This is a genomic window from Streptomyces sp. NPDC001549 (assembly GCF_042894025.1).
Lineage (GTDB): Bacteria > Actinomycetota > Actinomycetes > Streptomycetales > Streptomycetaceae > Streptomyces > Streptomyces kutzneri.
In genome coordinates, this window is record NZ_JBIAVJ010000018.1 from 145,049 (window position 1) to 168,384 (window position 23,336).

The following is a 23,336-nucleotide window of genomic DNA, read 5'->3' on the forward strand; positions in this document are numbered from 1 at the left end:
CATACCGATTCTTTTGCGGTCCGCGCGGCTGCTCAGCTCTGCTCGGACGCGAGCCCGGTGGCCATCGTGGTGTCCTTCGGTGCAGGAGCGGCTCGATGCTTGGTGCCGGGTACGCAGGCCCTGCCCTGTGGAGGTACGGTTCCGGATCCCGCTGCTCGGCCGGGTGCCGGTCGCCGCATTCCTGTGCGCTGTGCTGCGCGTCGCCACAGGTGAGGCAGGAAGGCGTAGAAGCGGTCCGGAAGGAACACGGCGTCCGCAACGATCATCGCGCCGGAGAAGAGGGGCAGTCCCAAGAGCACTGCGATGCCGATGTGCATGCCCAGCAGCACGGTCAGAACGGGGTACTTGAGCCGGCCGAAGAGCACGAACGGGAAGGCCACCTGCAAGAGCACCGTCACGTAGCCGGCGATCGCGATCACCAGCGGGTACTCGTCCACGAGGTGGGAGAGTGCCGGCCAGGGCTGGAAGAGTTCGAGGTTCAGCGCGTAGTGGAGAGCGGTGCCGCCGCCCCAGGTAGGGCCCTGGATCTTGTACAGGCCGGCTGATCCGTAGAGGAAGCAGACCTGTGCCGCGATGACGAGGACGCCGCAGTTGTGCACCACCGTGGTCAAGGTGATGCGAGCGTCTCGGAGTTGCTGTGCGTACAAGCTCCTCACGGGCTCCGGCGCGTTGCCCGCACGGGCTGTCCTGAGCCGCTCTCGGCGTGCGTCCAGGGACCAGTGCCGACCGCACGCGGTGAGGACGAGGTAGAGGGCCATCAGCAGGATCAGGTTGTCGCCCCCGTCCGTCATGAAGATCGACCTGGCATGGAACGAGGTCACCACGAGGGCGAAGAGGATGGACATGGCGCGGGTCCGCCAGCCCAGCATGAACAGCGCGGACGTGACGAGGGCCGTCACGTAGCAGAGCTCGAAGTAGGCATGGCTGTCGGACAGGATCAGGATGCTGTTCCAGCCCGTCTGCGCGAAGAGCTGCTGTGCCAGCGCGGGTGTCCAGGGGGAGCCGGGGCCCCAGATCTCCTCACGGTGCGGGAACTCGCGAAGCAGGAAGACCAGGTAGAGCAGCCCGTAGCCGATGCGCAGAACCGACGCGGCGTACAGGGAGATCGGACGGTCGGTGAGAAGCCCCCACAGATCGCCGATCCGGTTGAGGAGCCACCGGTGGGCCGTGCCGGCGATCGAAGTCTCCTGGGCCGCAGGCCGGGGCGGCGTGGCTGCTGTGGAGGGGGGCTGGGGGATCTGGTCATTTCCCATGGGAGGTCACCTTCCACCAGGGCAGGAGCCGGTCCTCGGTGGGTGCCGGCGGGCGGTTTCCGGCCGGTGTGCCGGGCGCGGCGACGGGCAGTGTGACGACCCGGAGCTGAATGAAGTCGAAAGCGCCGCCGTCGTTGTGGGCGGCGACGCGGTCCGCGGCGATGTTGCGCAGGTACGTCTGCAACATCACGGCCCGTTCCGAGCGTGCCGTGTCGCTTCCTCCGTGTGTCTCGACGTAGGAGGTCCAGGCGCGGCGCAGAAGGTTCTGGGACGTGTGGCTCGGAAATGCATTGTGGTCGACTGCGGAATGGTCCACGGCAGCCAGGTCGAACCAGGGGGTTACCTGCACCGATCCTTTGGAGTCGGTGTGTGCGGTTCTCGCCAGGATCTTTCGGTTGAAGGAGTCGGGGTCCGGGGCGAAGAGCCGCCAATTCTGCTCGAAGAGCGGGAACACCCATCCGTTGACCTGCGAGCTGTACCGCTTCGATACGGGGTTGGAGGGGGCCACATGAAGGAACACCAGGACGACGTGGACCAGAGCCGTCACCAGGCAGAGGACTACGGCGGTGCGCAGCCCTGCTTTCGCCGTACGAACGCCCATGGGCGGCTTATCCGGTCTGACCGCTTCGTCATGGTGCTGCTGGGGGACCGGACCGGAATCGGACTGATGGAGTTCCTTCACGTCCGCAGATTCAATTCTGCTCGACACCGCCCACCCGGTCTTTCTCATGTCTGCTGATCGCCTGAGGTCTCTGCGACTCTGACCGACGGCGCGCGGCGGATTCGATGAGGATTCCGCCGCGCGCCGTTCGATGAACGGGCTTCGTGCAGCCTGCTGCCTAGCCCTCGTGGCCCGCGGGCTTGTTGCCGTAGCCGTAGTGGTCGCCGGGCTTCCCGTCGTGGTCGTGGTCGTGGTCGTGGCCCGGCTTACCGGGTCCCTCGTCGTGCCCGTTGCCCGGGCCGCCGTGCTCCGGCCCGTGGTGCTCCAGGCCGCCGTGGTCCGGCCCGCCGTGGCCCGGGCCGCCATTGTCCGGCCCGCCATTGTCCGGCCCGCCGTGGTCCGGACCGCCGGGCTGACCGCCGTGCCCGCCGGTGACGTTGCCCCCGGTGATGGTCCCGCCAGTCGTGTTGCCGCCGGTCGTGTTGCCGCCGGTCGTGTTCCCGGCCGTGTTGCCCGCGGTGTTTCCGGAGGTGTTGCCGGCGATGTTCCCCGAGGTGCCGCCCGACACGAGGTCGACGATCGGCCCGCCCAGGAGGCCGCCACCGATCAGACCCACGGTCGTACCGGTCGTCGATCCGGGGGTCGGCGTTCCGGCGGTCGTGCCGGTCGTCGTGCCGGTGGTCGTGCCGGTCGTCGTGCCGGTGGTCGTGCCGGTCGTCGTGCCGGTGGTCGTGCCGGTGGTCGTGCCGGTCGTCGTGCCGGTGGTCGTTCCGCCAGTGGCGCAGCCGCCGAGGAAGATCCTGTTGCTGTCCATCGTCACCTCGCCGTTACGCGCCAGTGCCCGGCCCTCGATGTTCGTTCCAGTTCGCAGGAAGATCGAGGTCAGCGCCATGATGGTGCCCACGAAGGTGGTGTTGGTGTTGAGCGTCGCCGAACTCCCGATCTGCCAGAACACGTTGCACGGCGAAGCGCCGTTCGTGAGGAGGATCCGGCTGGAGGTTGCCGTCGTCAGGGCTGTAGGAATCTGGAAGACCCAGACCGCGTTGGGGTTTCCCCCGGCGTTCAGGACCAGGTCGCCGATCAGTCCCACACTGCCGGCGGGGTCCCTCGTGTAGACGCCCGGAATCAGCTCTGAGGGGCCGGACGATCCCGTGCCGATGGCTGCCGGAAGGTCGAAGTCCTCGGCCTGGCCGGCCGCGTTGTTGTACGCCACGATCAGATCGCTCTTGGCCTGGAGGGCATGAGCGTCCGCAGGGTGCACGGCACCGAGCACCAGCGGGTTTCCGGTGATGGCCGGGTTCGGGTGCGTCCCCAGGTCGTGGTCGATCACCGTGGGGCCGGTGTTCGTGACTCCCTGACCTGCCAGGACGGAGTAGCTGGCGGTGGTGCCCAGCGGTACGGGTGTCGCGATGGCCATTGCCTGCGTCGGCAATCCGGCGACCATTACAGCGGCAACCGTGACGGCGACGGCCGAGGACAGCCAGCCGGACAGAGTGCGGCGCCGAGCCGCCTGGATTTTCAGCTTCATCAAGAGGCCATTTCCTGTGGGGAGCCGTGGCGTACCGGGCCCTACCGTTTGCCCGGGAAACCCTGGTGTGTCGCTGCCGCATATTACGCAGGAAATTTCGCGCACCAATAATGGGCAAGGCGCGGAGGGGGGGTTAATATAAACGCATTCCACAGCTGAAATCGCGCTGAAAATAATCAGACTCACATTGTCGATCATCCGACATTACCCCCGAATGGACAGAGCTAGATTAACTCGCACGAGGCAGCGCCGCACACCTGCCCAAATAAATCCAACCGCCGCTCACGGAGATGTACCGCCAGTGAGGTGATCTCGCGAACCCGCAGCAGGCGGGCGTGGCGTCCGGTTCGTCGCCAATTCGCTTGGCTCTGGCAGAGCTGTCGGGTGCCCTCGCTTCGGACTGGCCAAGACAACAGGAAGGCGTCACCCCTTACCCGCTTGGGTGAGGGTCACGCTTCCGGTGGTTCATGGGGGGCTCCGCGCGTGATGAGCCGCCGAGCAGGGAAACCGGTCATGACGTCGTGGCCGGCCGCCCGGGATGGAGCGGCGGGCGGCCAGGCTGGTGTGGGCGGGTTTTGCGGGGCAGGCTGGGAAGTGCACCGGATCGGGTGCGCCGCCGTGCGAAGGGAAGCCGGGGATGATCCAGAGCGCGGATGTCCGTGAGTGGCGGACCCACGACGTCGTCGACGCCGGCGGCCATAAGATCGGCACGCTGGAGGCCGTCTACGTGGACACCAGCACCGACGAGCCGGCCATGGCCACCGTCCAGGTAGGGCTGCCCACCCGCCGCCACCTGGTCTTCGTCCCGCTGAACGGCGCGATCGTCGGGCCGGGCTACGTCAAGGTCGACTATGACCGGTCTCTCGTGAAGAAGTGCCCGGCGATCGGGACGGACGATGTCCTGCCCGTTGAGGACGAGGCCGCGGTGTTCGCGCATTATGGCCTGCCCTACCAGCCGGGCGCGAACGGTGAGCGGCAGCTCGCCCGCCGCTGACCGGCCTATCGAGGAGGTGCCTTACGGCATGGTGCTCTTCCTGATCCTCGTCATCGTGGCGATCGTGCTGGGCATCATCGGCGCTGTCGCCGAAGGGCTGCTCTACCTGCTGATCATCGGCATCGTGGTGTTCGTCGCCGCCCTGGTGTACCTGGTCTTGCACATCCGACGCTCCGGCCGACATCACCACACACTGCGCTGAGACCTCTCCTGGGGGAGCGGGCGGTCAGGCCGGCTGCGGGCGGCCGAAGATCAGGTCGTAGCCGCGCTGAAACGGCCCCTACTGCGGGCGGGATGACGGCCGGGGCGGCATTCGGGACGTAGGGTGCGCCCGACCCCGGCGCCGTCGAGGGGGTCGGGCGCACCCCCAGCGTCTTGACCATCGGGCGTCGCCGAAGGGCTGCCCTCGTACGCGCGGGCCTTCAAGGCCGTCGTCAACGTCGAGGTGGCCCCGCGGGCCACCGTGGCGCGCACGGCTCCGGAGGTGCTGGAGGAGGCCGACCGCCTGTGGCTGGAGCACGCGCGGACCGCTGCCGTCATCGATGACGAGGGCTGCTTCCTGGTCCGGGGGGCCGATCGCGACTGGGTCCGGGTGCGCCGCACCGCGCACACCGCGCTCTCCGCCGCCCTCGTACCCGGGGCCGGCTCCATGGTCATCGCGATGTCCTCGGACGGGCGACGGCTGTGCGCCCTCACCGAGGAGGACGACGACTACTGGATCGTCGTGCACCATTTCGGCGACCGTCCCATGTGACCCGGGGCGGGACGGCACGGTACCGGCGGCCGAGGCGGATCCCGGGCCGCCGGGCGGGCCGTACACTCGGCCCATGGGTCGCACACGTTCCTCGAGGCAGTGCCTGCAGCAGGCCGCCTCCGGGATGCGCCCGGCCGCCGGGGTTCCGACCGTCGTCGACCCGGCCGGCACGGACCAGGCCGTACCGCCCAAGACGCGCCGTACGGCCCTGCACGGCCACGGCTAGCGCTTCGCGCCTCCGGCTTCTCCGCTCCACATCACCACAGCAGCTTCCCGGCATGCCGCCGGCGCTGCCGCCTGGCTACGGCCGCACGCCCGGGCCCGAGCCCCCTCGAAGGGACCATTGTGAAGCTGAGCGATTTGCTGGCCGGGCAGGAGCACCACGTCCTCCAGGGTGATCCGGACACGACGATGATCACCGCGGGAACCACCTTCGACGCCGACCGGGTGACGCCGGGCTCGCTCTTCATCGCCGTACCCGGACACCGGGAGGGCGGCCCCGCCTCCGTCCCGCCCGCCCTGGCCCGGGGCGCCGCCGCCGTACTCGTCGACGGCAGCGAGCCCGCCCTGCAGGCCGCGGTATGGCCCCCGGGCACCTGCGCCGTCCGGGTCCCCGACACGCGGACGGCCGCCGCGGTGGTGACCTCCCGCTACTTCGGCGAGCCCGGGAGGCAGATGGACATGGTGGCGATCACCGGCACCAACGGGAAGACCTCCGTCTCGTACATGGTCGAGTCCGTCCTGCGGATCGCCGAGGGCTCCCGGGTGGGAGTGATCGGAACCGCCGGAAGCAGGATCGGCGATGAGCCGATCCCCATGCCTCCGTCGGTGCTGACCACGCCGGAATCTCCCGACCTGCAGTACCTGTTGGGGTACATGCGCGACCGCGGGGCCGCCGGCGTGGTGCTGGAGGCCACCTCGATGGCGCTGCTGACGCACCGCGTGGACCGTACGTTCATCGACGTCGGGGTCTTCACCAACCTCACGCAGGACCATCTGGACGACCACGGGACGATGGCTCACTACCGGGACGCCAAACTGCGTCTCTTCCAGGGCCTGTGCCGGCGTGCGGTGGTCAACGCCGACGATCCGGTGGGCGCGTCCATCGTGTCGATGATGCCGGGTGCGGTGACCACGTACGCCCTGGACCGCCCGGCCGACTACCGGGCCACCGACCTCGTGGTGACTGCCTCGGGTACGCGGTTCACCCTCCGGCACGACGGACGCGCCTACCCGGCTTCGATCCCCGTCCCCGGCCGGTTCTCGGTGGCCAACGCGCTGGCCACGGTGGCAGCCTGCCACGTGCTGGGGCACGAGCTGGGCCCCCTGGTCGACGCGCTCGACCGGATGCCGCCAGTCCCGGGCCGACTGGAACGCTTCCGGACCCCGCTGGGCACGTCGGTGATCGTGGACTACGCCCACTCGCCGGACTCCCTGGAGAAGGTCCTGACCACCATCCGGGGCTTCGCCCGCGGCCGGGTGATCACGGTCTTCGGCTGCGGCGGGGACCGCGACACCACCAAACGGGCCGAGATGGGCCAGATCGCCGGGACCCACTCCGACCTCTGTGTCCTGACCTCGGACAACCCCCGCAACGAGGACCCCGAGGCCATCCTGGACCAGGTCTCCCCCGGCCTCACGGCGACCGGCACCCCCTTCCGGCGCTACGCCGACCGCCGCCAGGCGATCGCCTTCGCCCTGTCCGCGGCAGGCCCCGACGACACGGTCCTGATCGCCGGCAAGGGCAGCGAACCGCACCAGATCGTCGGCGAGGAGCTGCTCCCCTTCAGCGATATGGCCACGGTGCGCGAACTGGCCCAGACCTAGGGGGTGTCGTGCCGGTCAGGCCGTTGCCGCGGTGTCGGGGCGCCCAAGTGCGTTCAGTAGTCGGGTCCAGGGCCCGCCGGGCGTGCCTTGTATTTTGAGGGCATGAAGATGTACCGGAGCGCTGCTGTGAGTGTTGACGCGATGCTTGAGGACTTGCGTACGCTCGTTCAGGCCGAGTCCCCGTCGCGTGACCTCGATGCCCTGAACGCTTCGGCCCGCGCTGTGGCGGCGGTCATCGAGAGCCGGCTGGGTGGGCGGGCCGTCCTGGTGGAGAGCCAGGCCGGGCCGCACGTGCACTGGTCGGGCGGAGGTGATCCCCGGGTCCTGATCCTCGGTCACCATGACACGGTCTTCCCGCTGGGCACGCTGCAGCGCCGCCCCTTCCGGGTGGAGGGCGGGCATGCGACGGGCCCTGGGGTCTTCGACATGCTCGGTGGTCTGGTTCAGGCCGTACACGGCCTGGCGGCGCTGGACGACCTGTCGGGCGTGGAGGTTCTGGTGACCGCCGATGAGGAGGTCGGTTCCGGTTCCTCCCGGGCTCTGATCGAGGAGCGGGCCCGCGCCTGCGGCGCGGTGCTCGTGTTCGAGGGTGCGGCCGACGGCGGGGGCCTGAAGACGGGCCGCAAGGGGTGCGGCACGTTCGAGGTGCTCATCAAGGGGCGGGCGGCGCATGCGGGGCTGGAGCCGGAGGCCGGGGTGAACGCGCTGGTCGAGGCGGCGTACCAGGTGCTGGACATCGCGGCGCTGAGCCGGCCGGAGATCGGGACGACGGTGACGCCGACCGTGGCGTCGGCGGGAACCTCGGACAACGTCGTTCCGGCGGAGGCGACGGTGCTGGTCGATGTCCGGGTCGAGTCGGCCCGGGAGAAGGAGCGGTCGAGTCGGCGATGGCGGCACTGGCTCCGCATCTGGACGAGGCGGAGATCGTGGTCCGGGGGGCCGTGGGCCGGCCCCCGATGCCGGAGTCCGCGTCGGCGGAGTTGTTCGGGATGGCGCGGCGACTGCTGCCGGGCATCGAGGGCGAGGCGGTCGGTGGCGGCAGCGACGGCAACTTCACGGGCGCGTTGGGGGTGCCTACGCTCGACGGCCTGGGAGCGGTCGGCGGCGGTGCTCATGCCGACCACGAGTACCTGGTGGTCGACGCGATGGCGGAGCGGGCGCATCTCGTCACCGGACTGGTGAACGCGATCCGCGACGGCGGAACCGGCCGGTGAGCCGTCCCGTCACGGGCGGCTGACCGTCGGGCGGGGCGCGGTCAGGCGGCGTAGGGCGAGAAGGCCTCCGATGCCGGGGACGGCCGACAGCGCGACGGTCGATCGGCCCGAATGCGGCTCGCGGGCGGTGGCGATGATGACGATCAGGTAGGCGCAGCCGTGCAGGGGGCCTACGGCCGAGGAGACGGCTTGCAGGTGGAGCGCGCCGAGGTTGCTCAACAGGACGGCCAGGCTGCCGAGTTCCAGGAGTGCGGCGGCCCGCAGGAGCCGGCTGGGGCGGTGCATGTCAGGCTCCTGTGGTGGATCCGGGGCGGACGATCATCAGGACGGTCACCGTGGCCCACAGCAGGTTGAACAGTCCGGTGTGCATGCTCAGCCGACCCACCGCCTGCAGGGCGGCCGCGGCCTTCCGCGGGTCGGCGGTGCCGTCGAGGACGGTCAGTGCCGCGGACTGGCGCGGGAGCACCAGAAAGCCGAGGACGGCAGCGGCCGCAGCGGTCAGCGCGATCGACGTCAGGAGCCAGGGGCTGCCCAGTGCGTGGAGGCTGTGGGCTGTCGCCAGGCCGAACACCGGCACCACGACGGCGATCACGGCGTAGACCCGGCAGATGCGGTGCAGCGTACGGGCCTCGGCGAGGGTCGCCGCGTTGCCGGGTCCGGCCAGGGCGCGGCGGGCCGTCGGGGGGAACATGCTGGCGGCGACGGTGACCGGGCCGATGGTGATGACCGCCGCCAGGACGTGGACGGCGAGCAGGAATTTCGTCACGTGGGTGATCCATGTGGTCAGGAGTGGGCGGGTGTCAGAAGGCCGCGGGAACCGGGCCGGTGGTGCGCGCACACCGACGCTAGTTGCGGTGTGCAGCCGCCGGAAGCGGCTGGAATGCCATCTACCAACGGATTGTGGCCAACCAGGATCTGAGCCCACCGGATGGCTGTGACCTGCGAGAACCACCCTCTGTGACGACATCCAGGGGAGAGGCTGATGCCGCGCCCGGCTATCGTCGGGCCATGCATACCGTGGTCGTGCTCGCCCTGGACGGCGTGATTCCGTTCGACCTGTCCACCCCGATCGAGGTGTTCGCGCGGACTCGGCGTCCCGACGGCCGTCCGGCCTACCGGGTCCGTGTCTGCGCGCCCGCCGAGGAGGTTGATGCCGGGGCGTTCGTGCTGCGCGCGCCGTGGCCGCTGGCGGAGCTGGCCGAGGCGGACACGATCATCGTGCCTGGTGTGGCCGACCCCGCGGCGCCCGTACCCGAGGAGGTTCTCGACGCGCTGCGGCAGGCCGCCGCACGGGGAACCAGGCTCGCCTCCATCTGTGTGGGCGCCTTCGTCCTGGCCGCCTCCGGACTCCTGGACGGCCTGCGCGCCACCACCCACTGGTCGGCCGCCGGGCTGCTCGCCGCGCTCCACCCCGCCGTCGAGGTGGACCCGGGGGTGCTGTACGTGGACAACGGACAGCTGCTCACCTCGGCCGGCGCCGCCGCCGGGCTGGACCTGTGCCTGCACATGATCCGGCGCGACCTCGGCTCGGCGGTGGCCGCGGACGCCGCCCGGCTGTCCGTCATGCCACTGGAACGCGACGGCGGGCAGGCCCAGTTCATCGTCCACGACCAGCCGCCGGCCCCGCGCGGATCGGTGCTGGAGCCGCTCCTGCGCTGGATGGAGGACAACGCCCGGCGCGACCTCACCCTTGACGACGTCGCCGCACAGGGCGGCATGAGCGTCCGGACCCTCAACCGGCGCTTTCGCGAACAGACCGGCACCTCGCCGCTGCAGTGGCTGCACCGGGCCCGGATCCGCCAGGCGCAGTATCTGCTGGAGACCACCGCGCACCCCGTCGAACGGATCGCCGCGCAGGTCGGCTTCGGTTCTCCCACCGCGTTCCGGGAACGCTTCAAACGCCTCACCGGAACCAGCCCGCACGCCTACCGGCGCACCTTTCAGGCGCAGGGCCGGACCTGACCGAATTCGGCGCGCCGGCGGGCGCGGATAATCCTCGGCGGGTGCTCGGGGCCGATCCTGCCGCTGCAGCCGGTGAGGAGTAGCGCGGCGGGGTTCGCCGCGGGGCCGCCGGTCAGCCGTCCTTTCCGACCAGTTGCAGGGAGTCCGGCGCGGTGCCGGTGCCGGTGCCGGTGTCACGGGTGGCGGTGGAGCCCGGCCGTCCCGGCCACCAGAAGCGGTCGCCGAGGTCGAGCGCGAGAGCCGGCACGAGCAGGGACCGGACGAGAAAGTGCCGGCCCTCGTACCGGGTGGGCTCCCCGCGGTAGGGCGACAGGAGCGGCAGGGCGTGGTCGGTGCCCGCGCCGAACACCAGGACGGGTGGCTCACGAGCTGTCAGTCATTCCTGTGCGTGGCGTGGCGGGCCGTATGTCCGGGGCCCGGTTCCAGTGCATCCGGGACCAGGGGAGCGCGAGTTCGGCCCGGGTCGTGACCTGGCGCGGGGCCAGGGAGTCGACGGCGGCGGCCTCGCGGTGGCGGGCGTACACGCTGTCCACGTACCGGTGGCCGGTGTCGGCGGCGATGAAGAGGACCGTACGTTCCGGGGCCCGGGACCGTTCCCAGCGGGCGGCCAGGTAGCCGGCCCCGGTGGACAGGCCGGCGAAGACCGCGTGCCGCCGCAACAGGTCGACGCTGCCGGCCAGCGCGGCGTCGAAGGAGATCCAGTGGAGCGTGTCGTAGGACGCGTGGCTGACGTTCCCGAAGGGGATGGAACTGCCGATCCCGGCGATGATGATCTCGGGGTCGGCGACGTGCTCGGCGCCGAAGGTGACACTGCCGAAGGGCTGCACGCCGACGAGTTCGACGCCGGGGGAGTCCTCCCGGAGGTAGCGGGCGAGGGCCCCGGTGGAGGCGCCCGAGCCGACCCCGCCGACCAGGGTCAGGGCGCACCCGCCCGTCGACCGCCGGATCCGCTCGGCCACCGCCCGGTAGCCCAGGTAGTGGATGTCGTCGTGGTACTGCCGCATCCAGTGGTACTCGGGGTGCTCCGCGAGGATCTCGTGGATGCGCTCGACCCGCCGCTTCTGGTCCAGCTTCAGGTCGTCGCAGGGCTCCATCCGCTCCAGCGTCGCCCCGAGCACGGCCAGCTGGGCGCACAGCGTGCGATCGACGGTCGTCGAGCCGACGATGTGACAGCGCATGCCGTGACGGTGGCAGGCGAGCGCGAGGGCGTGCGCGTAGATCCCGCTGGAGCTGTCCAGCAGCGTGTCCCCGCGCCGCACCACCCCCGTGTCGAGCAGGTGGCGGACCGCGGCGAGGGCGGAGACGACCTTCATGGTCTCAAAGCGCAGGCAGACGAGCCGGTCGTCGAGGCGTACGAGGTCGGGCCGGCCGATGGCCTCCGCGATGTGCTGGTCCACTCGGGAACTCCTTGGTCGTCGGGAGGGGCGGGAAGGTCGTGAAGACGCGGGTCACGGCGATGCCGTTGCTCTCCAGGGCCCGTACGCAGCCACGGACCCGGTGGCGCAGGCCCGGGGCCGCCGGGTCGAGGAGCAGACCGGCCACCGCACCGCTGTGCGCGATCTGGACCCCCAGGGCCCCGAGCCGTCGGCCGATGCCGGCCAGGGTGTCGAACTCCGGGTGGCACAGGAGCTGTTGGCCCCGCCGCGCGCTGGCGCTCGCGACCTGGCCCAGCAGGGCCGCGTCGCCCGTGGCCACGGCCCGCCGCAGCAGGGCGCGCAGCCGCTCGAAGGCGCGTACGTCGTCCTCGTCGTACGTACGGACCGGCAGGTCGAGGGTGTCCACGGGCGCGCCCCCGCCCAGGGCGCAGCCCACGACGACGAGGGGCGGCAGGCAGGGGCCGAGGACCTCCAGCACCCGCCCCTCGCGCTGGGCGAAGAGCACCGGGCGGGCGTCGAGCATCAGCGGGTCGCAGGCCAGTTCGGCGCGCACCGCCAGCTTGGCGACGGTGCCGGGCGCCAGCCGCACCCCGTAGGAGTCCGCGACCGCGCGCACGACGGCGATGACATCACTGGTGGAGCTGCCCATGCCGAGGCCCACCGGGATGTCGCCGGTGATCCGCAACTCCCCTCCGCAGGGCGGCTCCCGGCGCCGTGGCGCGCATTCCCCGACGGTGAGGGCCGCCGCGCGGGCGGCCTTCGTACGGTCGCCCGGCAGGACGGTGAGCTGCTCCGGCGGGGTACCGGGACGCCGGGTGAACTCGGCCCGGCTGCCCATCCCGGTCATCGGCAGGGTGACCAGGCCGGCGCACCGGCGCCCGGTGGCGTCGAGGAAGACGCCCTGGAGGATCTCGCCGTGGTGACAGGCGGCGTGCCCCGCGCCGCGGCGAGCGGTGGGCGCGATCACGGCCGCCCCGCCGTCCGGTAGCGGTACAGGGTCGTCGGGTCGGCGCTGAACTGGGAGAAGGGGAAGGGCTCCGCGGACAGGGCGGTCACCCCGGAGCCGAGGAAGGCCCGGGCCACCGCGCTGCCGCTCTGCGCGTAGACGACCAGCGGGACGCCCCGGGCGCGGCAGCGGTCGAGGACGGTGTCGAAGGAGCCGTTGCTGAGGGTCATGCCGGTGGCGACGACGGCGTCGGCCCGCTCCAGCACCTCGTGCATGTCGGTGGTGACGGGATCGCCCCACTGGGTGGACCTGAGGTTGAAGTCGCACGGCAGCGGTACGCCGCCCCGCTCGCGGATCGCCGCGACCAGCGGGTTCACCACGCCGATGAGGCCGACCCGGGCGCCCGCGCCGATGTCCAGCAGCCCCGCGATGGCCGCGTCGCGGGCCCGGGCGCGCACCTCGGGGGTGCCCGCGGGGAGGGTGAGCGGCTCCGCTCCGGCGTCGCGGTGCGGAAGCCGCCCGGCCAGGTACGCGTCGAGGGCGGCGATCCGCAGCGGGCGCGGAGCCTCGCGCAGCAGGACGTCGAGCGGGGCGCCCGAGGCGTCGCGGCAGATCGCCGGGTCGATCTCGCCGGCCTCGAAGGCGCAGCCGCCGAAGGAGCCGCCGAGGCGCACCAGGACGTACTGGTTGAGGTAGGTGGTGTCGCCGCCGGCCAGCCGGGTGCCGTGGTGGATCCAGAACACGCTGGTCGCCACGAGTTCGCAGGGCAGCGGACCGTGTTCACCGGCCAGCACGGCCGCGACGAGGGCGTCGACGGTCGGTGCGGGTGCGGGTGCGGGTGCGGGCGTGGGCGTGATGGTCGGGTGGCTCGTCATGACGTTCCTTGTCGCAGTACGGGCAGAGGTGCGGGCACGGGTGGGGGTACGGGCACGGGTGCGGGTGCGGTGGCCCGCAGGGGGCCGCGGTAGGACACCGAGAGCCGCCCCAGGGCGTCGGTGGCCAGTTCGGCGTCGACCTCGAAGATCTGGGCGAGGCGCTCGGCGGTGAGGACGGCGGCGGGGCTGCCGGAGGCGATCAGGCGGCCCTGGTGCATGAGCAGCAGCCGGTCGCAGTGACGGGCGGCCAGGGTGAGGTCGTGCAGCGCGACCAGCACCGTCTGCCCGGTGCCGGCGAGCAGTTCCATCAGCTCCCACTGGTGCTTGACGTCCAGGTGGTTGGTGGGTTCGTCGAGGAGCAGACCGTACGGTTGCTGGGCGAGCGCGCGGGCGATGTGGACACGCTGCCGCTCGCCGCCCGACAGGCCCTTCCAGGAGCGCCCGGCGAGCGCGGTCAGGCCGACGCGGTCCAGCGCGGCGGCGACCACCGCCCGGTCGGTGGCGTCCGGTCCGCGCAGGCGGTCCCGGAAGGGGGTCCGCCCCAGTCCCACGACGTCGGCGACGTGCAGGTCGGTGTCGAATCCGGAGTCCTGCTCCACGAAGGCGATCCGGCGGGCGATCCGGCGGGCGCTCCACTTCCGTATCGACCTGCCGTCGTAGCGCACCGTGCCCGCGTCGGGCACGCGCAGCCCGGCCAGGCAGCGCAGCAGCGAGGACTTGCCGGAGCCGTTGGGGCCGAGCAGTCCGACCGTCTCGCCCGGCGCGATGTCCAGGCCGACCCCGCGGACGACGGGCGTGCCCGAGGCCGACCAGCTCAGCCCTTCGGCGGTGATCCTCACAGCTCACCCCTCCTGCGCAGGACGAGGAGGAACAGCGGCACCCCGAGCAGCGCGGTGATCACACCGACCGGGATCTCGCGCGGCGCGAAGGCGACCCGCGCCAGGGCGTCCGTCCACACCAGGAACACCGCGCCCGCGAGCGCCGCGTGGGGGAGCAGCACCCGGTGCAGCGGACCCGCCAGCAGGCGCACCCCGTGCGGGACGATCAGCCCGACGAACCCGATGGCGCCGACGGTGGCCACCGCCACCGCGGTCAGCACGGCCGTCACCACCAGCAGCAGCATCCGGGTGCGCCGTACGCCGATCCCCAGCGAGGCGGCGGTGTCCGCGCCGAACGCGAGGCCGTCGAGGGCGTTCGCGCACAGCCAGGCGGCCGCCAGCCCCAGCGGGGTGACGACCGCGCAGACCACGACCGCGTCCCAGCGGGCCGGGGCCATCGACCCCAGCAGCCAGTGGGTGAGGGCGCGCGTGGTGTCGGCGTCGGCCGAGGCCATCAGGACGAGCGAGGTCAGGGCGGTGAAGAGCTGTCCGACGACCACTCCGGTGAGCACGATGCGGACCGAGTCCAGGCCCGTCCGGTGCAGCAGCGCCAGCAGCAGGCCGAAGGAGAGCAGGGCGCCGACGAGGGCGCCGCCGGTGATTCCGAGGGTTCCGGCGACCGGTCCGGACAGGGGCAGGACGGCCACGGTGACGGCCCCGGCCGAGGCCCCCGAGGACACGCCGAGCAGGTACGGGTCGGCCAGCGCGTTGCGGGTGACGGCCTGCAGCACGGTGCCGCAGACCGCCAGCGAGGCGCCGACCAGGGCCGCCATCAGGACCCGCGGCAGCCGCAGGTCCCAGACGAGCGAGTCCAGCAGCGGCGGCAGCGGTTCGGTGGCCAGCCCCAGCCGGGTCCCGAGCACCCGGCCGAGGTCGGTCCATCCCACGTCGGCGCTGCCGATACGGGTGCCCGCCGCCACCGAGGCGACCAGGACGAGCACCCCGGCGAGGAACAGCCCCGCCCGGGCCGGTGCGCCGGACCGCCGGGACCGTCCGGCCCGCGGCGGCGCGGACGGTACGCTCACCCGGACCTCGCGGGAGGCCGGCAGCAGCAGGTCCACCACCCCCGGGTCAGCGGACATACCCGAGGTCCTTCATCCCCGCCGCCAGCAGCCCCAGAGCGTGCACGGAGCGTACGGAGGGGTCCAGTTCGATGCCCGGCACCTCGATGATCCTGTTCTCACGGACCGCCGCCAGCTTGGAGACCACCGGGTCCTTGGCCATCGTGTCGCGCTTCTCGGCGGCGCTGTCGCCGGGCCGGCCGCGCTCGCTCAGATCGCCGATCACGATGAAGTCCGGGTCGCGCCGGGCGACTTCCTCCCAGGAGACCTCAGGCCAGTCCTCGGCCACGTCGTCGAAGGCGTTCTTCGCGCCGACGATCCGGCTCATCTCACTGGGCAGGCCGGTCCGGCCGGCGACGTAGGGCATGCCGTTGAAGACCGAGTAGAGGTAGACGACGGTGGGCTGCTTTCCGCCCCGGGCGGTGGCCCCGGCGGCCCTCTCACCGGCCCGGGCGACGGCGGCGCGCTGCTCCTGGGCGAGCCGGCCGGCCCGTTCCTCGCCGCCGAAGACCTTGCCGAGCTGCTCGTAGTCGGAGAAGAGCAGTTCGAAGGGTGTCTTTCCGGCCTCGTTCTGCTGCGGGCAGTCCACCGCGCTGACGAACGTGGGAACCCCCAGGGCGGCCAGTTCCTCGCGGGTGCCGGCGCGGTCCTTCGTGTAGAGGTCGGTGGAGCCGGCCACCACGAAGTCGGGGGTGGCCGAGCGCAGTTGCTCGCTGGTGGCGATCTTGGGGGCGATGACCGGGACCTTGGCGTAGGCGTCCTGGTACTGCGCCGGGATCTTCGTCTTGAGGTTGGCCGTCCCGGCCATCCGGTCCTGGAGCCCCAGTTCCAGCAGGGTTTCGGTCGAGGTCTGGTCCAGGGCGACGGCGCGCTGCGGGGGCCGGTCGAAGGAGAACTGCCGCCCGCAACTGCCGAGTGCCGCCGTCCGGGCGGCGGGTTCGCCCTTCGGTGCGTGGTCGCCGGCGGTGGTCGAGCAGCCCGTGGTGGCGAGGGCCAGGGCGAGTGCGAGGGGGATGCCGATCCGGGTGCGGTGGCGCATGGGTTCTCCGGTCTGGGAAGAGCGTGGGCGTGGTCGTGCACCGGGCAGGAGTGCCGCGTTCGAAGGGTACTGTAATGGTTATCGTTTTCATTAACACTCCCGGGTCGGGGTTCGCCGAACCGCGATCCGCGCCCTGCCGACGAACGAGGAGCACCACACCGTGTCGACCACACCCGCGCCCGCGACGCCCAAGACCGGCCCGCCGCCCGTGCGTTCCGTCCTGCGCGACACCGCCTTCCTGCGCCTGTGGGCGGGCACCACCGCCTCCGGACTCGCGACCTGGGCGCTGCCCTTCGTCCTGGGTCTCGCCGTCCTGCACCGGGAACTCGGCGCGGCCGGCCTGGGCCTGGTCCTCGCGGCCCGCACCGCCGGATTCCTCGTCGCCGTCGCCGTCGGCGGGGTGCTGGCCGACCGTCATGCGCGCCGGGCCGTCGTGCTCTGGTCCGCCCTCGCGGCCGCGTCCGCCGCCCCGCTCCTCGCCCTCGGCCTCGGCCGGTCGCTGCTGGTGATGACCCTGGCCGCCGCCCTCGCGGGCGCGGGCCAGGGGGCCTGCCGCCCCGCCTTCCAGGCGCTCACCGCCGAGGTCGTCGCCGCCGACCGCAGGCAGCAGGCCAATGCCGCCATGACGATGGCGATACGGACCTCCACGCTCGCGGGCCCCGCCCTGACGGCGCTGCTGGCGGCGTTCGCCGACGTGGGGACGCTGCTGCTGGGGATCGGTCTGCTCTGGCTGGTCGCCGCCCTCCTGCCGGGCCGCGGCGCCCCGGCCGCCGGACCGGCGGCCCCCGCCCCGCGCGCATCGCTGCGTGCCGAGTTCGTCGACGGCATACGCGAGGCCCGCCGCCACCCCTGGTTCCTCGCCGGACTCGGTGCCCTGACCGCCGTGATCGCGCTGGGCTACTCCGCCACCAGCGTCGCCCTGCCCCTCATCAGCCGCGACCGCTACGGCACCGGGTGGGTCATGGCCGCGGCCATGACCGCCTACACGGTGGGCGCGCTCGGCGGCGCCCTGGTCACCGCCCGCCGGCGGCCCCGCTCCCCGGGCTGGAGCGCCTTCGCCGGCCTGGCCTGCTACGGCTTCGCGCCGCTGAGCCTGATGCTGCCGGTCCACCCGGCCGTGGTGATCGCGGCCTACGTCGTGGCCGGAATCGGGATCGAGCTGTTCAACGTGCCCTGGTTCACGGCCACCCAGCGCGAGGTCGCCCCGGACAAGCTCGCCCGCGTCTCCTCGCTGGACTTCCTCCTGTCCTACGGCCTCGCCCCGGTGGGCCTCGCCCTCCTCGCCCCGGCCATCGGCACCTTCGGCGTCACCCCGGTCCTCGCCGTGTGCGCCGCGGTCTGCTTCCTCGTACCCGCCGCGGCCGCCCTCGTGCCCACCGCCCGGCACTTCGGGCGGACTCCGGAGCCGGGGGCGAACTAGGTCGTTTCCTTTGGATCACGAGCTGAGTGGCACCGTTGATCAGCGACTGAACCACATATAGATGCCGGCGATGTGGAGTGCGGCCAGGAAGATCGTGGCGGTCTTGTCGTATCGAGTGGCCAGGGCGCGACACTGCTTAAGACGGTTGATGCACCGCTCGACGGTATTGCGCTGCTTGTAGGCGTCTCGGTCGAAGGCGGGGGGCTCCAGCACGTCCACGGCGCTTGCGGTTGGCGATCTGGTCAGACGGCTGGGGAATCACAGCGCGGACACCGCGGCGCCGCAGGGGGGACCCGCGCTGTTCTGCCAGCGGCAGAACAGCGGCCGATCCGGGCTCGACGATCGCTACGGTCCAGTCTCATGACGACGATTACGACGCGTACGGTCGAGTACCCGGCCGACGGCCTGACGATGATCGGGCACCTCGCGCTCCCGGCTGGTGTCGACCGCCGGCCCGCGGTGCTGCTCGGACCAGAGGGCACGGGGCTCAGCGACGTCGAGCGCCGCCGGGCCGATGCTCTCGCCGAACTGGGATACATAGCGCTGGCCTTCGACCTTCACGGCGGGCGCTATTTGAGCGACCCCGAGGAGATGCTGGCCCGTTGCATACCGCTGCTCGCCGACCCCGACCGGATGCGGGGCATCGGCCATGCGGCGCTCGACGTGTTGCGCACCGAACCGCGGACCGACCCCGCCCGGATCGCCGTCGTCGGCTACGGCACCGGGGGCGCTGTCGGGCTGGAACTCGGGCGCGGTGGCGTGAGCCTGCGCGCGATCGGGACGGTCAACGCACTGACCACGGGCCGGCCGGGCGAGGCGGCGCGCATTCGCTGCCCGGTGTGGGCCGGGGTCGGGTCGGAAGACCCGATCATGCCGCCCGCGCAACGGAACGCGTTCACCGCTGAGATGCAGGCCGCGGGCGTCGACTGGCGCCTCACGGTCTACGGCGGCGCCTTGCACGCCTTCCACCACCCGCCGGTCGACCACCCCACGGTCCCCGGCGTCGGCTACCACCCACAGCACGCGCAGCGAGCCTGGCGCGACGTCGTCGACCTGCTCGCCGAGTGCCTGCCCGTGACGGAGAATCTGGGGGAATGATCTCAGAGCCGGACCCAAGACGTCGCCAGGCGATGTAGACGATGCGCAATGGGGAGCCGTCGCGGGCGGATACGTCGTACTCGTGCACCAGGTGCTTCCTGAGGGCGGAGCAGACGGTAGGGGCCACGGACCGGACGGGCATCCGGGACCGGGAAGGCAGGAAGCGGGCGCCGTTGACGGTCGTGTACTGCAGGGCCTGGCGCGGCCAGAGCCGGGCGGCGTTCATGGCGCCGTACTCGCGCAGGGCCTGGGTGTGGGCGGCGTAGTACGCCTCGGCGTCGGAGGGCACGGGCATGAGCAGGTCTCCTTCGGCGTGCCGGTCAGGTCAGAAGTCGAGGTCGAGCCGGATCGTGCTGGGGGTACGGCGGTCGCCGTGATCACGACCGGGGTCGTGGACGGTGCCACGGTGCGCGGCAGGGCCGGCCGCACCGACTGGGGAAGGGGCAGTGATTGACCCCTGCGCAATTCGGCAGCCGTCGCCAGGATGAGGGAGGCAGGGCCTGCATCAGAGCAAGCCTCTCGGGCAGGACGCGGCTGCCGATCGCGGTGGCTCTCGGCCAATCCGTGTCCGCCGGCGTGCCCCACGCCGGACATCGGAAGGGGCCCGGTCTCTCTGTCCCCTGTGGTTGGCATGGAGTGTTCACCGCGTCCGGGGAGCGACCGAAACGAGACGCGGCCCCCGTCGAGGTGGAACGGGGCCGGCATCTGAGCGGATACGGTCGGGCCCGCCAACGCCGACAGTACTCAGCACGGAGGCTGTCCAGCGGCATGCGCCGAAGCGAGGGCGCCTCCAAACCCAGTCACGCAAGCCGCCCCTTCTGCAACCTCCACGGACCACGGACCGACGAACAAGGAATGAGCGCGCAGATGAAGACGACGATCCAGTCAGCATTGGGCACCGCACTGCTGCTCCTGGCCGCCATGACGGCCACCAGTGGCTCGGCCGCCGCCCAAGTGGCGGGGGCAGACGCCCCGGCCGCAGGCCAGGCCCGGCTGACAGGGCAGTGGACCGAGTCCGTCGACAAGAACCGCCCGGGAATCACGTTCTACGTCCAGAAGCTCACCTTCACCGCGGACGGCCGTTTCGAGCAGATCAACAACGTGATCTGCAACCTGGACAACTGCCCCGCGTTCAAGATCGGCGTCAACACGGGCACCTACCGCACGGAGGGAAGGACCATTCACCTCGACGGCAACCTCTCGGACCTCCACGGCGCCGTCCTCCGCAGCAACACCATCGTCCTCGACAAGCACGTTCTTCACCGCACGGCCGCCGGCGCCTCGGAATAGCTACCCGGGGCTTTGCCAGAGGCACCGCCGTCGGCCTCTGTTGCCATGCTTCGGTGGTCATTGCAGCACTGTGGCGAGAACCGGGCCGGAGCGAGATGCGTTCACGCGGCCAGCCGGTGTGCGGCCGGGGGAGCGAGGTAGCCGGCGGGGTCTGCAGGCGTGCCGTCGTGGCACTCCAGGCAGCTGTTCAGGGAGGTCGGGAGCACGAAGAAGTAGCGTCGGCCTCAGGTGCCATAGGTGTGTCTGGCAGCCATCGCCTTGTCGAGGGCGTACTCCTTGGCGAGAGTCCTCGGCCGCACCGGCCTTGCCCTCGCAATCTCGTACAGCAGCCCGTTCTTCGGGCCGCAGGTCTCGACCTCGGCGACCGGCTCCTGGCCGCCGAGGCGCAGCCCCATCACCCTGAGACGGCGTTTGGTCGCGTACCCCGAGAGCGCGCACAGTCGCTTGAACACCGGGATCGTCATCTCGGATTCGGCGGGGGCGCAAGGGTCGATGTCGACCAGGTCCTCGTCCTGGTCGGCCATCACCCGCTCCAGGTACCGGGGAAGCGGAGCTGGGGGAGCGGGTAGCGGGGCCCGGGACGGTGTGCCGCGGGCGGCAGATCCTGCGGCGCGGCCGGGGGACGAGCACGATGAACCCCCCCCAAGTCGAAGAAGCGGCTGGGTACGTACGGGCGTCCGCCACCCCCGGGTCGGGGCGGCGGGCGCGCTGGTTGAGCTGAGGCCCGGTCGGCCGGCCCGGGTCACCGGAACCGGGCCGGCCGAGTGCGGGTGGTGGTGCCGATGGCCAGGCGGGCCATACAGGTGTTTCTGCGCTCCGAGGAGCTGGGTGACGGGTACGCGATGGAATACCGGGCGCAGATCCTGGACGGCTGGGGCCGACGCGAGGAGGCCGGCGCGCTTCGAGCACGGGCGGCGGCGGCCGAGCGGATGCTCTGAGGTGTAGAGCGCAGCGCGCGGGATCCGGCGTCCACCCTGAGCTGGCGTTGGTCGCGTATCCGAGGGCGCGCACAGGCGCTTGAACACCTAGATCGTTGTCTCGGGAACGTCCGGGGCGTAGAGCCTGTCTCCCTCGAATTGCCCGTCGTCAGAGACCCGTAGAACGTCTCCAGCTGCACAGCCCAGGACAAGCCCCGGGCTGCCAGCGAGCTCGAAGAGGCCAGAATCGAGACTACGAGCGGGCAACACTTCGAAGACAGGGTTCCCGCTGCCGGCATGGCCAGCCAGGAGCCTCACGTGGGTGTCATCGAGCGGGATGGACGCAGACGTGATGAGCGCGATCGTGCCACACCGCCCACACCGACTCTCAGGCAGGATCCGGAAGAGACGGCCTGCGCTCAGCGCCGCGAGTGCACGAGGGCGAAGACCGCGCCCTCCGGATCCGCGACCGTGGCCTGCCGCCCGCGCGGGCCCTCACGGGGCGGGTCGACGACGTGCCCGCCGAGCTCGACGACCCGCGCGGCCGCCAGGTCGGTGTCCTCCACCTCGAAGTACGCCATCCAGTGCGGCCCCCGGTCGTGCGGCAGCGAGCGGCCGACGCCGTGCACGGCGGCCACCGGATGCCCCTCCAGGTGCAGGGTCAGGTAGTCGAAGTCGTCGGAGGCCGTGGCGTGCGTCTGCGCCTCGTGGCCGAAGACGTGCTCGTAGAACTTCCCGACCGTCGAGGTGTCCTGGGTGACCAGCTCGTTCCACACGGGGGTGCCCGGCCCGCGGTACGGCCGGGTACCCATGCGGCTCTGCGCCTGCCACAGCCCGAAGATGGCGCCCAGCGGGTCGGAGCAGATCGCCACCCGCCCCGCGATCCCGGCGTCCAGCGGACCCACCGCGACCGTGCCGCCGCAGGCACGGACCGACTCGGCGGTCGCGTCCGCGTCGTCCGTGGCGAGGTACGTCGTCCAGGCCACCGGAAGATGCCGGTCCGGCGGCATCTCGCCGATCCCGGCCACCTCGTGGCCGTCCAGCACCGCGCGGACGTACGGGCCGAGCTGCTCGGGTCCCGGTTCGTACTCCCAGCCGAACAGGTCGGCGTAGAAGTCCTCGGTGGTCCCGAGCCCGTGCACCATGAGGCTCACCCAGCACGGGGTACCGGGCGTGCGCCGGGTTGCTTCCGCTGCCTCGGTCATGTCAGCCGTCTCCTCCGTCGTGGCGCTTACCGGTGCTGATGCTTCCACTCCCGGCGACTCGGCGCGCCCCGACCGGGCCGCATAAATGCGGCCCGGCGCGGAGTTGACCGGATCGGTTCGGCCCACCGATGACGGGCTTGTTACGCCGGTGACGGGCGGGGAGGAAGATGGCCGGCATGACTGCAAAATCTGTGATCCTCGCCGCCGCCGAACTGAGGAACGAGCTGGCGGGCCCCCGCCCGCCGGTGCTGCTGGACATCCGCTGGCAGCTCGGCGGCCCCGACCAGCGGCCCGCCTACGAGGCAGGACACCTGCCCGGAGCGGTCTACGTCGACCTCGACCGCGAACTGGCAGGTCCGCCCGGGCCGGGCGGCCGCCACCCGCTGCCGGACCCGGAGGCCTTCGGGGAGGCGATGCGGCGGGCGGGCGTCCCGGCGGACGGGCCCGTCGTTGTGTACGACGGCGGACTGGGCTGGGCGGCGGCCCGGGCGTGGTGGTTGCTGCGCTGGACGGGTCACCCGAACGTGCGGGTCCTGGACGGCGGCTTGGCCGCCTGGACGGCTGCCGGGGGTACCGTGACGGCCGACCGGGTGACTCCCGCGGAGGGCGATTTCAAGCCAGTTCCGGGTGCGGTCGGGCTGCTGGACGCCGACGCGGCGGCCCTGCGCGCGCGTGCGGGGGTCCTCCTGGACGCCCGTGCGGGGGAGCGCTACCGGGGCGAGGTCGAACCGATCGACCCGGTCGGCGGCCACATCCCGGGCGCACTCTCGGCCCCGACCACGGAGAACGTGGGCCCGGACGGGCGGTTCCTGCCGGCGGACGCCCTGCGCGCCCGGTTCGAGGGGCTCGGCGCCTCCGAGGGGACGGCCGTGGGCGTGTACTGCGGCTCGGGGGTCTCCGGAGCGCACGAGGTACTGGCGCTGGAGGTGGCCGGCATCGCGTCCGACCTCTACGCGGGCAGTTGGTCCGAATGGTCCGGCGACCCGGCCCGCCCGGTGGCCACCGGCCCGGACCCCCAGTAGGCCGACAGGCGCAGTC

At 71.8% G+C, this 23,336-nt stretch carries 25 protein-coding genes and 3 pseudogenes; 13 read left to right on the forward strand and 15 right to left on the reverse strand.

The genetic code is table 11. The annotated features are described in order from the left end of the window. Positions 1-32: 32 nt before the first annotated feature. From ACFY04_RS27010 to ACFY04_RS27020, 3 genes are all read right to left on the reverse strand, one after another. Positions 33-1,253, reverse strand: a complete 1,221-nt coding sequence (locus tag ACFY04_RS27010; RefSeq protein ID WP_389120403.1) for an HTTM domain-containing protein — start codon at positions 1,251-1,253, stop codon at positions 33-35. Further along, complete coding sequence (locus tag ACFY04_RS27015; RefSeq protein ID WP_389120405.1) at positions 1,243-1,854, reverse strand: DUF5819 family protein; 612 nt, start codon at positions 1,852-1,854, stop codon at positions 1,243-1,245. The genes ACFY04_RS27010 and ACFY04_RS27015 overlap by 11 nt, the downstream gene beginning before the upstream one ends. A gap of 238 nt (positions 1,855-2,092) precedes the next feature. Then, complete coding sequence (locus ACFY04_RS27020) at positions 2,093-3,442, reverse strand: ice-binding family protein (protein WP_389120408.1); 1,350 nt, start codon at positions 3,440-3,442, stop codon at positions 2,093-2,095. 637 nt (positions 3,443-4,079) lie between these two features. Here ACFY04_RS27020 and ACFY04_RS27025 point away from each other — a divergent pair. From ACFY04_RS27025 to ACFY04_RS27055, 7 genes and pseudogenes are all read left to right on the forward strand, one after another. Next, entirely contained in the window at positions 4,080-4,436 is a 357-nt protein-coding gene (locus ACFY04_RS27025) for a PRC-barrel domain-containing protein (protein ID WP_389120411.1), read from the forward strand. A gap of 28 nt (positions 4,437-4,464) precedes the next feature. Continuing rightward, positions 4,465-4,638 (forward strand): hypothetical protein, encoded by a 174-nt coding sequence (locus tag ACFY04_RS27030; RefSeq protein ID WP_389120414.1) that lies wholly within the window; start codon positions 4,465-4,467, stop codon positions 4,636-4,638. Positions 4,639-4,881: 243 nt separating this feature from the next. Beyond that, positions 4,882-5,190 carry a hypothetical protein gene (locus tag ACFY04_RS27035; RefSeq protein WP_389120417.1) on the forward strand — a complete coding sequence of 103 codons (309 nt, stop codon included), beginning with the start codon at positions 4,882-4,884 and terminating at the stop codon, positions 5,188-5,190. A gap of 73 nt (positions 5,191-5,263) precedes the next feature. Continuing rightward, a complete protein-coding gene (locus tag ACFY04_RS27040) occupies positions 5,264-5,416 on the forward strand; it encodes a hypothetical protein (protein ID WP_389120419.1) in 153 nt (50 codons plus the stop codon). Positions 5,417-5,535: 119 nt separating this feature from the next. Continuing rightward, a complete protein-coding gene (locus ACFY04_RS27045; RefSeq protein WP_389120422.1) occupies positions 5,536-7,017 on the forward strand; it encodes a UDP-N-acetylmuramoyl-L-alanyl-D-glutamate--2,6-diaminopimelate ligase in 1,482 nt (493 codons plus the stop codon). A gap of 141 nt (positions 7,018-7,158) precedes the next feature. Next, positions 7,159-7,860, forward strand: a pseudogene (locus ACFY04_RS27050) (M20/M25/M40 family metallo-hydrolase); the annotation flags it as partial. 8 nt (positions 7,861-7,868) lie between these two features. Further along, positions 7,869-8,231: pseudogene (locus ACFY04_RS27055) on the forward strand (M20/M25/M40 family metallo-hydrolase); the annotation flags it as partial. 9 nt (positions 8,232-8,240) lie between these two features. On the opposite strand, the gene ACFY04_RS27060 reads toward ACFY04_RS27055, so the two are convergent. After that, complete coding sequence (locus tag ACFY04_RS27060) at positions 8,241-8,516, reverse strand: DUF3817 domain-containing protein (RefSeq protein WP_389120424.1); 276 nt, start codon at positions 8,514-8,516, stop codon at positions 8,241-8,243. Between the two features lies 1 nt (position 8,517). Continuing rightward, a complete protein-coding gene (locus ACFY04_RS27065) occupies positions 8,518-8,997 on the reverse strand; it encodes a hypothetical protein (RefSeq protein ID WP_389120426.1) in 480 nt (159 codons plus the stop codon). Between the two features lie 242 nt (positions 8,998-9,239). On the opposite strand from ACFY04_RS27065, the gene ACFY04_RS27070 reads away from it, so the two are divergent. Beyond that, a complete protein-coding gene (locus tag ACFY04_RS27070) occupies positions 9,240-10,193 on the forward strand; it encodes a GlxA family transcriptional regulator (protein WP_389120428.1) in 954 nt (317 codons plus the stop codon). A gap of 112 nt (positions 10,194-10,305) precedes the next feature. Here ACFY04_RS27070 and ACFY04_RS27075 read toward each other — a convergent pair whose 3' ends face one another. The 7 genes from ACFY04_RS27075 to ACFY04_RS27105 are packed head-to-tail and all read right to left on the reverse strand — an operon-like array spanning position 10,306 to position 16,368. Beyond that, positions 10,306-10,542 (reverse strand): hypothetical protein, encoded by a 237-nt coding sequence (locus ACFY04_RS27075; RefSeq protein WP_389120430.1) that lies wholly within the window; start codon positions 10,540-10,542, stop codon positions 10,306-10,308. A 13-nt stretch (positions 10,543-10,555) separates the two neighbouring features. Beyond that, a complete protein-coding gene (locus ACFY04_RS27080; RefSeq protein ID WP_389120433.1) occupies positions 10,556-11,590 on the reverse strand; it encodes a pyridoxal-phosphate dependent enzyme in 1,035 nt (344 codons plus the stop codon). Continuing rightward, entirely contained in the window at positions 11,511-12,536 is a 1,026-nt protein-coding gene (locus ACFY04_RS27085) for a GHMP kinase (RefSeq protein WP_389120435.1), read from the reverse strand. The genes ACFY04_RS27080 and ACFY04_RS27085 overlap by 80 nt, the downstream gene beginning before the upstream one ends. Next, a complete protein-coding gene (locus ACFY04_RS27090) occupies positions 12,533-13,390 on the reverse strand; it encodes a Rossmann-like domain-containing protein (RefSeq protein ID WP_389120438.1) in 858 nt (285 codons plus the stop codon). The genes ACFY04_RS27085 and ACFY04_RS27090 overlap by 4 nt, the downstream gene beginning before the upstream one ends. Continuing rightward, positions 13,387-14,229, reverse strand: coding sequence for an ABC transporter ATP-binding protein (locus ACFY04_RS27095; protein WP_389120440.1), 843 nt, complete (start codon positions 14,227-14,229; stop codon positions 13,387-13,389). Before ACFY04_RS27095 ends, ACFY04_RS27090 begins: the two co-directional genes overlap by 4 nt. Next, a complete protein-coding gene (locus tag ACFY04_RS27100) occupies positions 14,226-15,350 on the reverse strand; it encodes a FecCD family ABC transporter permease (protein WP_389120443.1) in 1,125 nt (374 codons plus the stop codon). Before ACFY04_RS27100 ends, ACFY04_RS27095 begins: the two co-directional genes overlap by 4 nt. After that, positions 15,340-16,368, reverse strand: coding sequence for an ABC transporter substrate-binding protein (locus ACFY04_RS27105; RefSeq protein ID WP_389120446.1), 1,029 nt, complete (start codon positions 16,366-16,368; stop codon positions 15,340-15,342). Before ACFY04_RS27105 ends, ACFY04_RS27100 begins: the two co-directional genes overlap by 11 nt. 160 nt (positions 16,369-16,528) lie before the next feature. Here ACFY04_RS27105 and ACFY04_RS27110 point away from each other — a divergent pair, with 160 nt between their 5' ends. Continuing rightward, a complete protein-coding gene (locus ACFY04_RS27110) occupies positions 16,529-17,788 on the forward strand; it encodes an MFS transporter (RefSeq protein WP_389120449.1) in 1,260 nt (419 codons plus the stop codon). A 39-nt stretch (positions 17,789-17,827) separates the two neighbouring features. On the opposite strand, the pseudogene ACFY04_RS27115 reads toward ACFY04_RS27110, so the two are convergent. Further along, positions 17,828-18,074, reverse strand: a pseudogene (locus ACFY04_RS27115) (transposase); the annotation flags it as partial. A gap of 74 nt (positions 18,075-18,148) precedes the next feature. Between ACFY04_RS27115 and ACFY04_RS27120 the strand changes: the two are divergent. Both ACFY04_RS27120 and ACFY04_RS27125 read left to right on the forward strand, forming a co-directional pair. Continuing rightward, positions 18,149-18,886: a dienelactone hydrolase family protein gene (locus tag ACFY04_RS27120; RefSeq protein ID WP_389120452.1), complete on the forward strand. Its 738-nt coding sequence runs from the start codon at positions 18,149-18,151 to the stop codon at positions 18,884-18,886. A gap of 867 nt (positions 18,887-19,753) precedes the next feature. Beyond that, on the forward strand, positions 19,754-20,176 hold the full coding sequence (locus tag ACFY04_RS27125; RefSeq protein ID WP_389120455.1) for a hypothetical protein: 423 nt from the start codon (positions 19,754-19,756) through the stop codon (positions 20,174-20,176). A 224-nt stretch (positions 20,177-20,400) separates the two neighbouring features. On the opposite strand, the gene ACFY04_RS27130 is transcribed toward ACFY04_RS27125, so the two are convergent. Beyond that, positions 20,401-20,700 carry an RRQRL motif-containing zinc-binding protein gene (locus ACFY04_RS27130; RefSeq protein WP_389120458.1) on the reverse strand — a complete coding sequence of 100 codons (300 nt, stop codon included), beginning with the start codon at positions 20,698-20,700 and terminating at the stop codon, positions 20,401-20,403. 258 nt (positions 20,701-20,958) lie between these two features. On the opposite strand from ACFY04_RS27130, the gene ACFY04_RS27135 reads away from it, so the two are divergent. Beyond that, positions 20,959-21,114: a hypothetical protein gene (locus tag ACFY04_RS27135; RefSeq protein ID WP_389120461.1), complete on the forward strand. Its 156-nt coding sequence runs from the start codon at positions 20,959-20,961 to the stop codon at positions 21,112-21,114. Between the two features lie 398 nt (positions 21,115-21,512). On the opposite strand, the gene ACFY04_RS27140 is transcribed toward ACFY04_RS27135, so the two are convergent. Beyond that, positions 21,513-22,298, reverse strand: a complete 786-nt coding sequence (locus ACFY04_RS27140; protein WP_389120464.1) for a VOC family protein — start codon at positions 22,296-22,298, stop codon at positions 21,513-21,515. A 176-nt stretch (positions 22,299-22,474) separates the two neighbouring features. Here ACFY04_RS27140 and ACFY04_RS27145 point away from each other — a divergent pair, with 176 nt between their 5' ends. Next, complete coding sequence (locus ACFY04_RS27145) at positions 22,475-23,320, forward strand: sulfurtransferase (RefSeq protein ID WP_389120467.1); 846 nt, start codon at positions 22,475-22,477, stop codon at positions 23,318-23,320. Positions 23,321-23,336 lie beyond the last annotated feature (16 nt).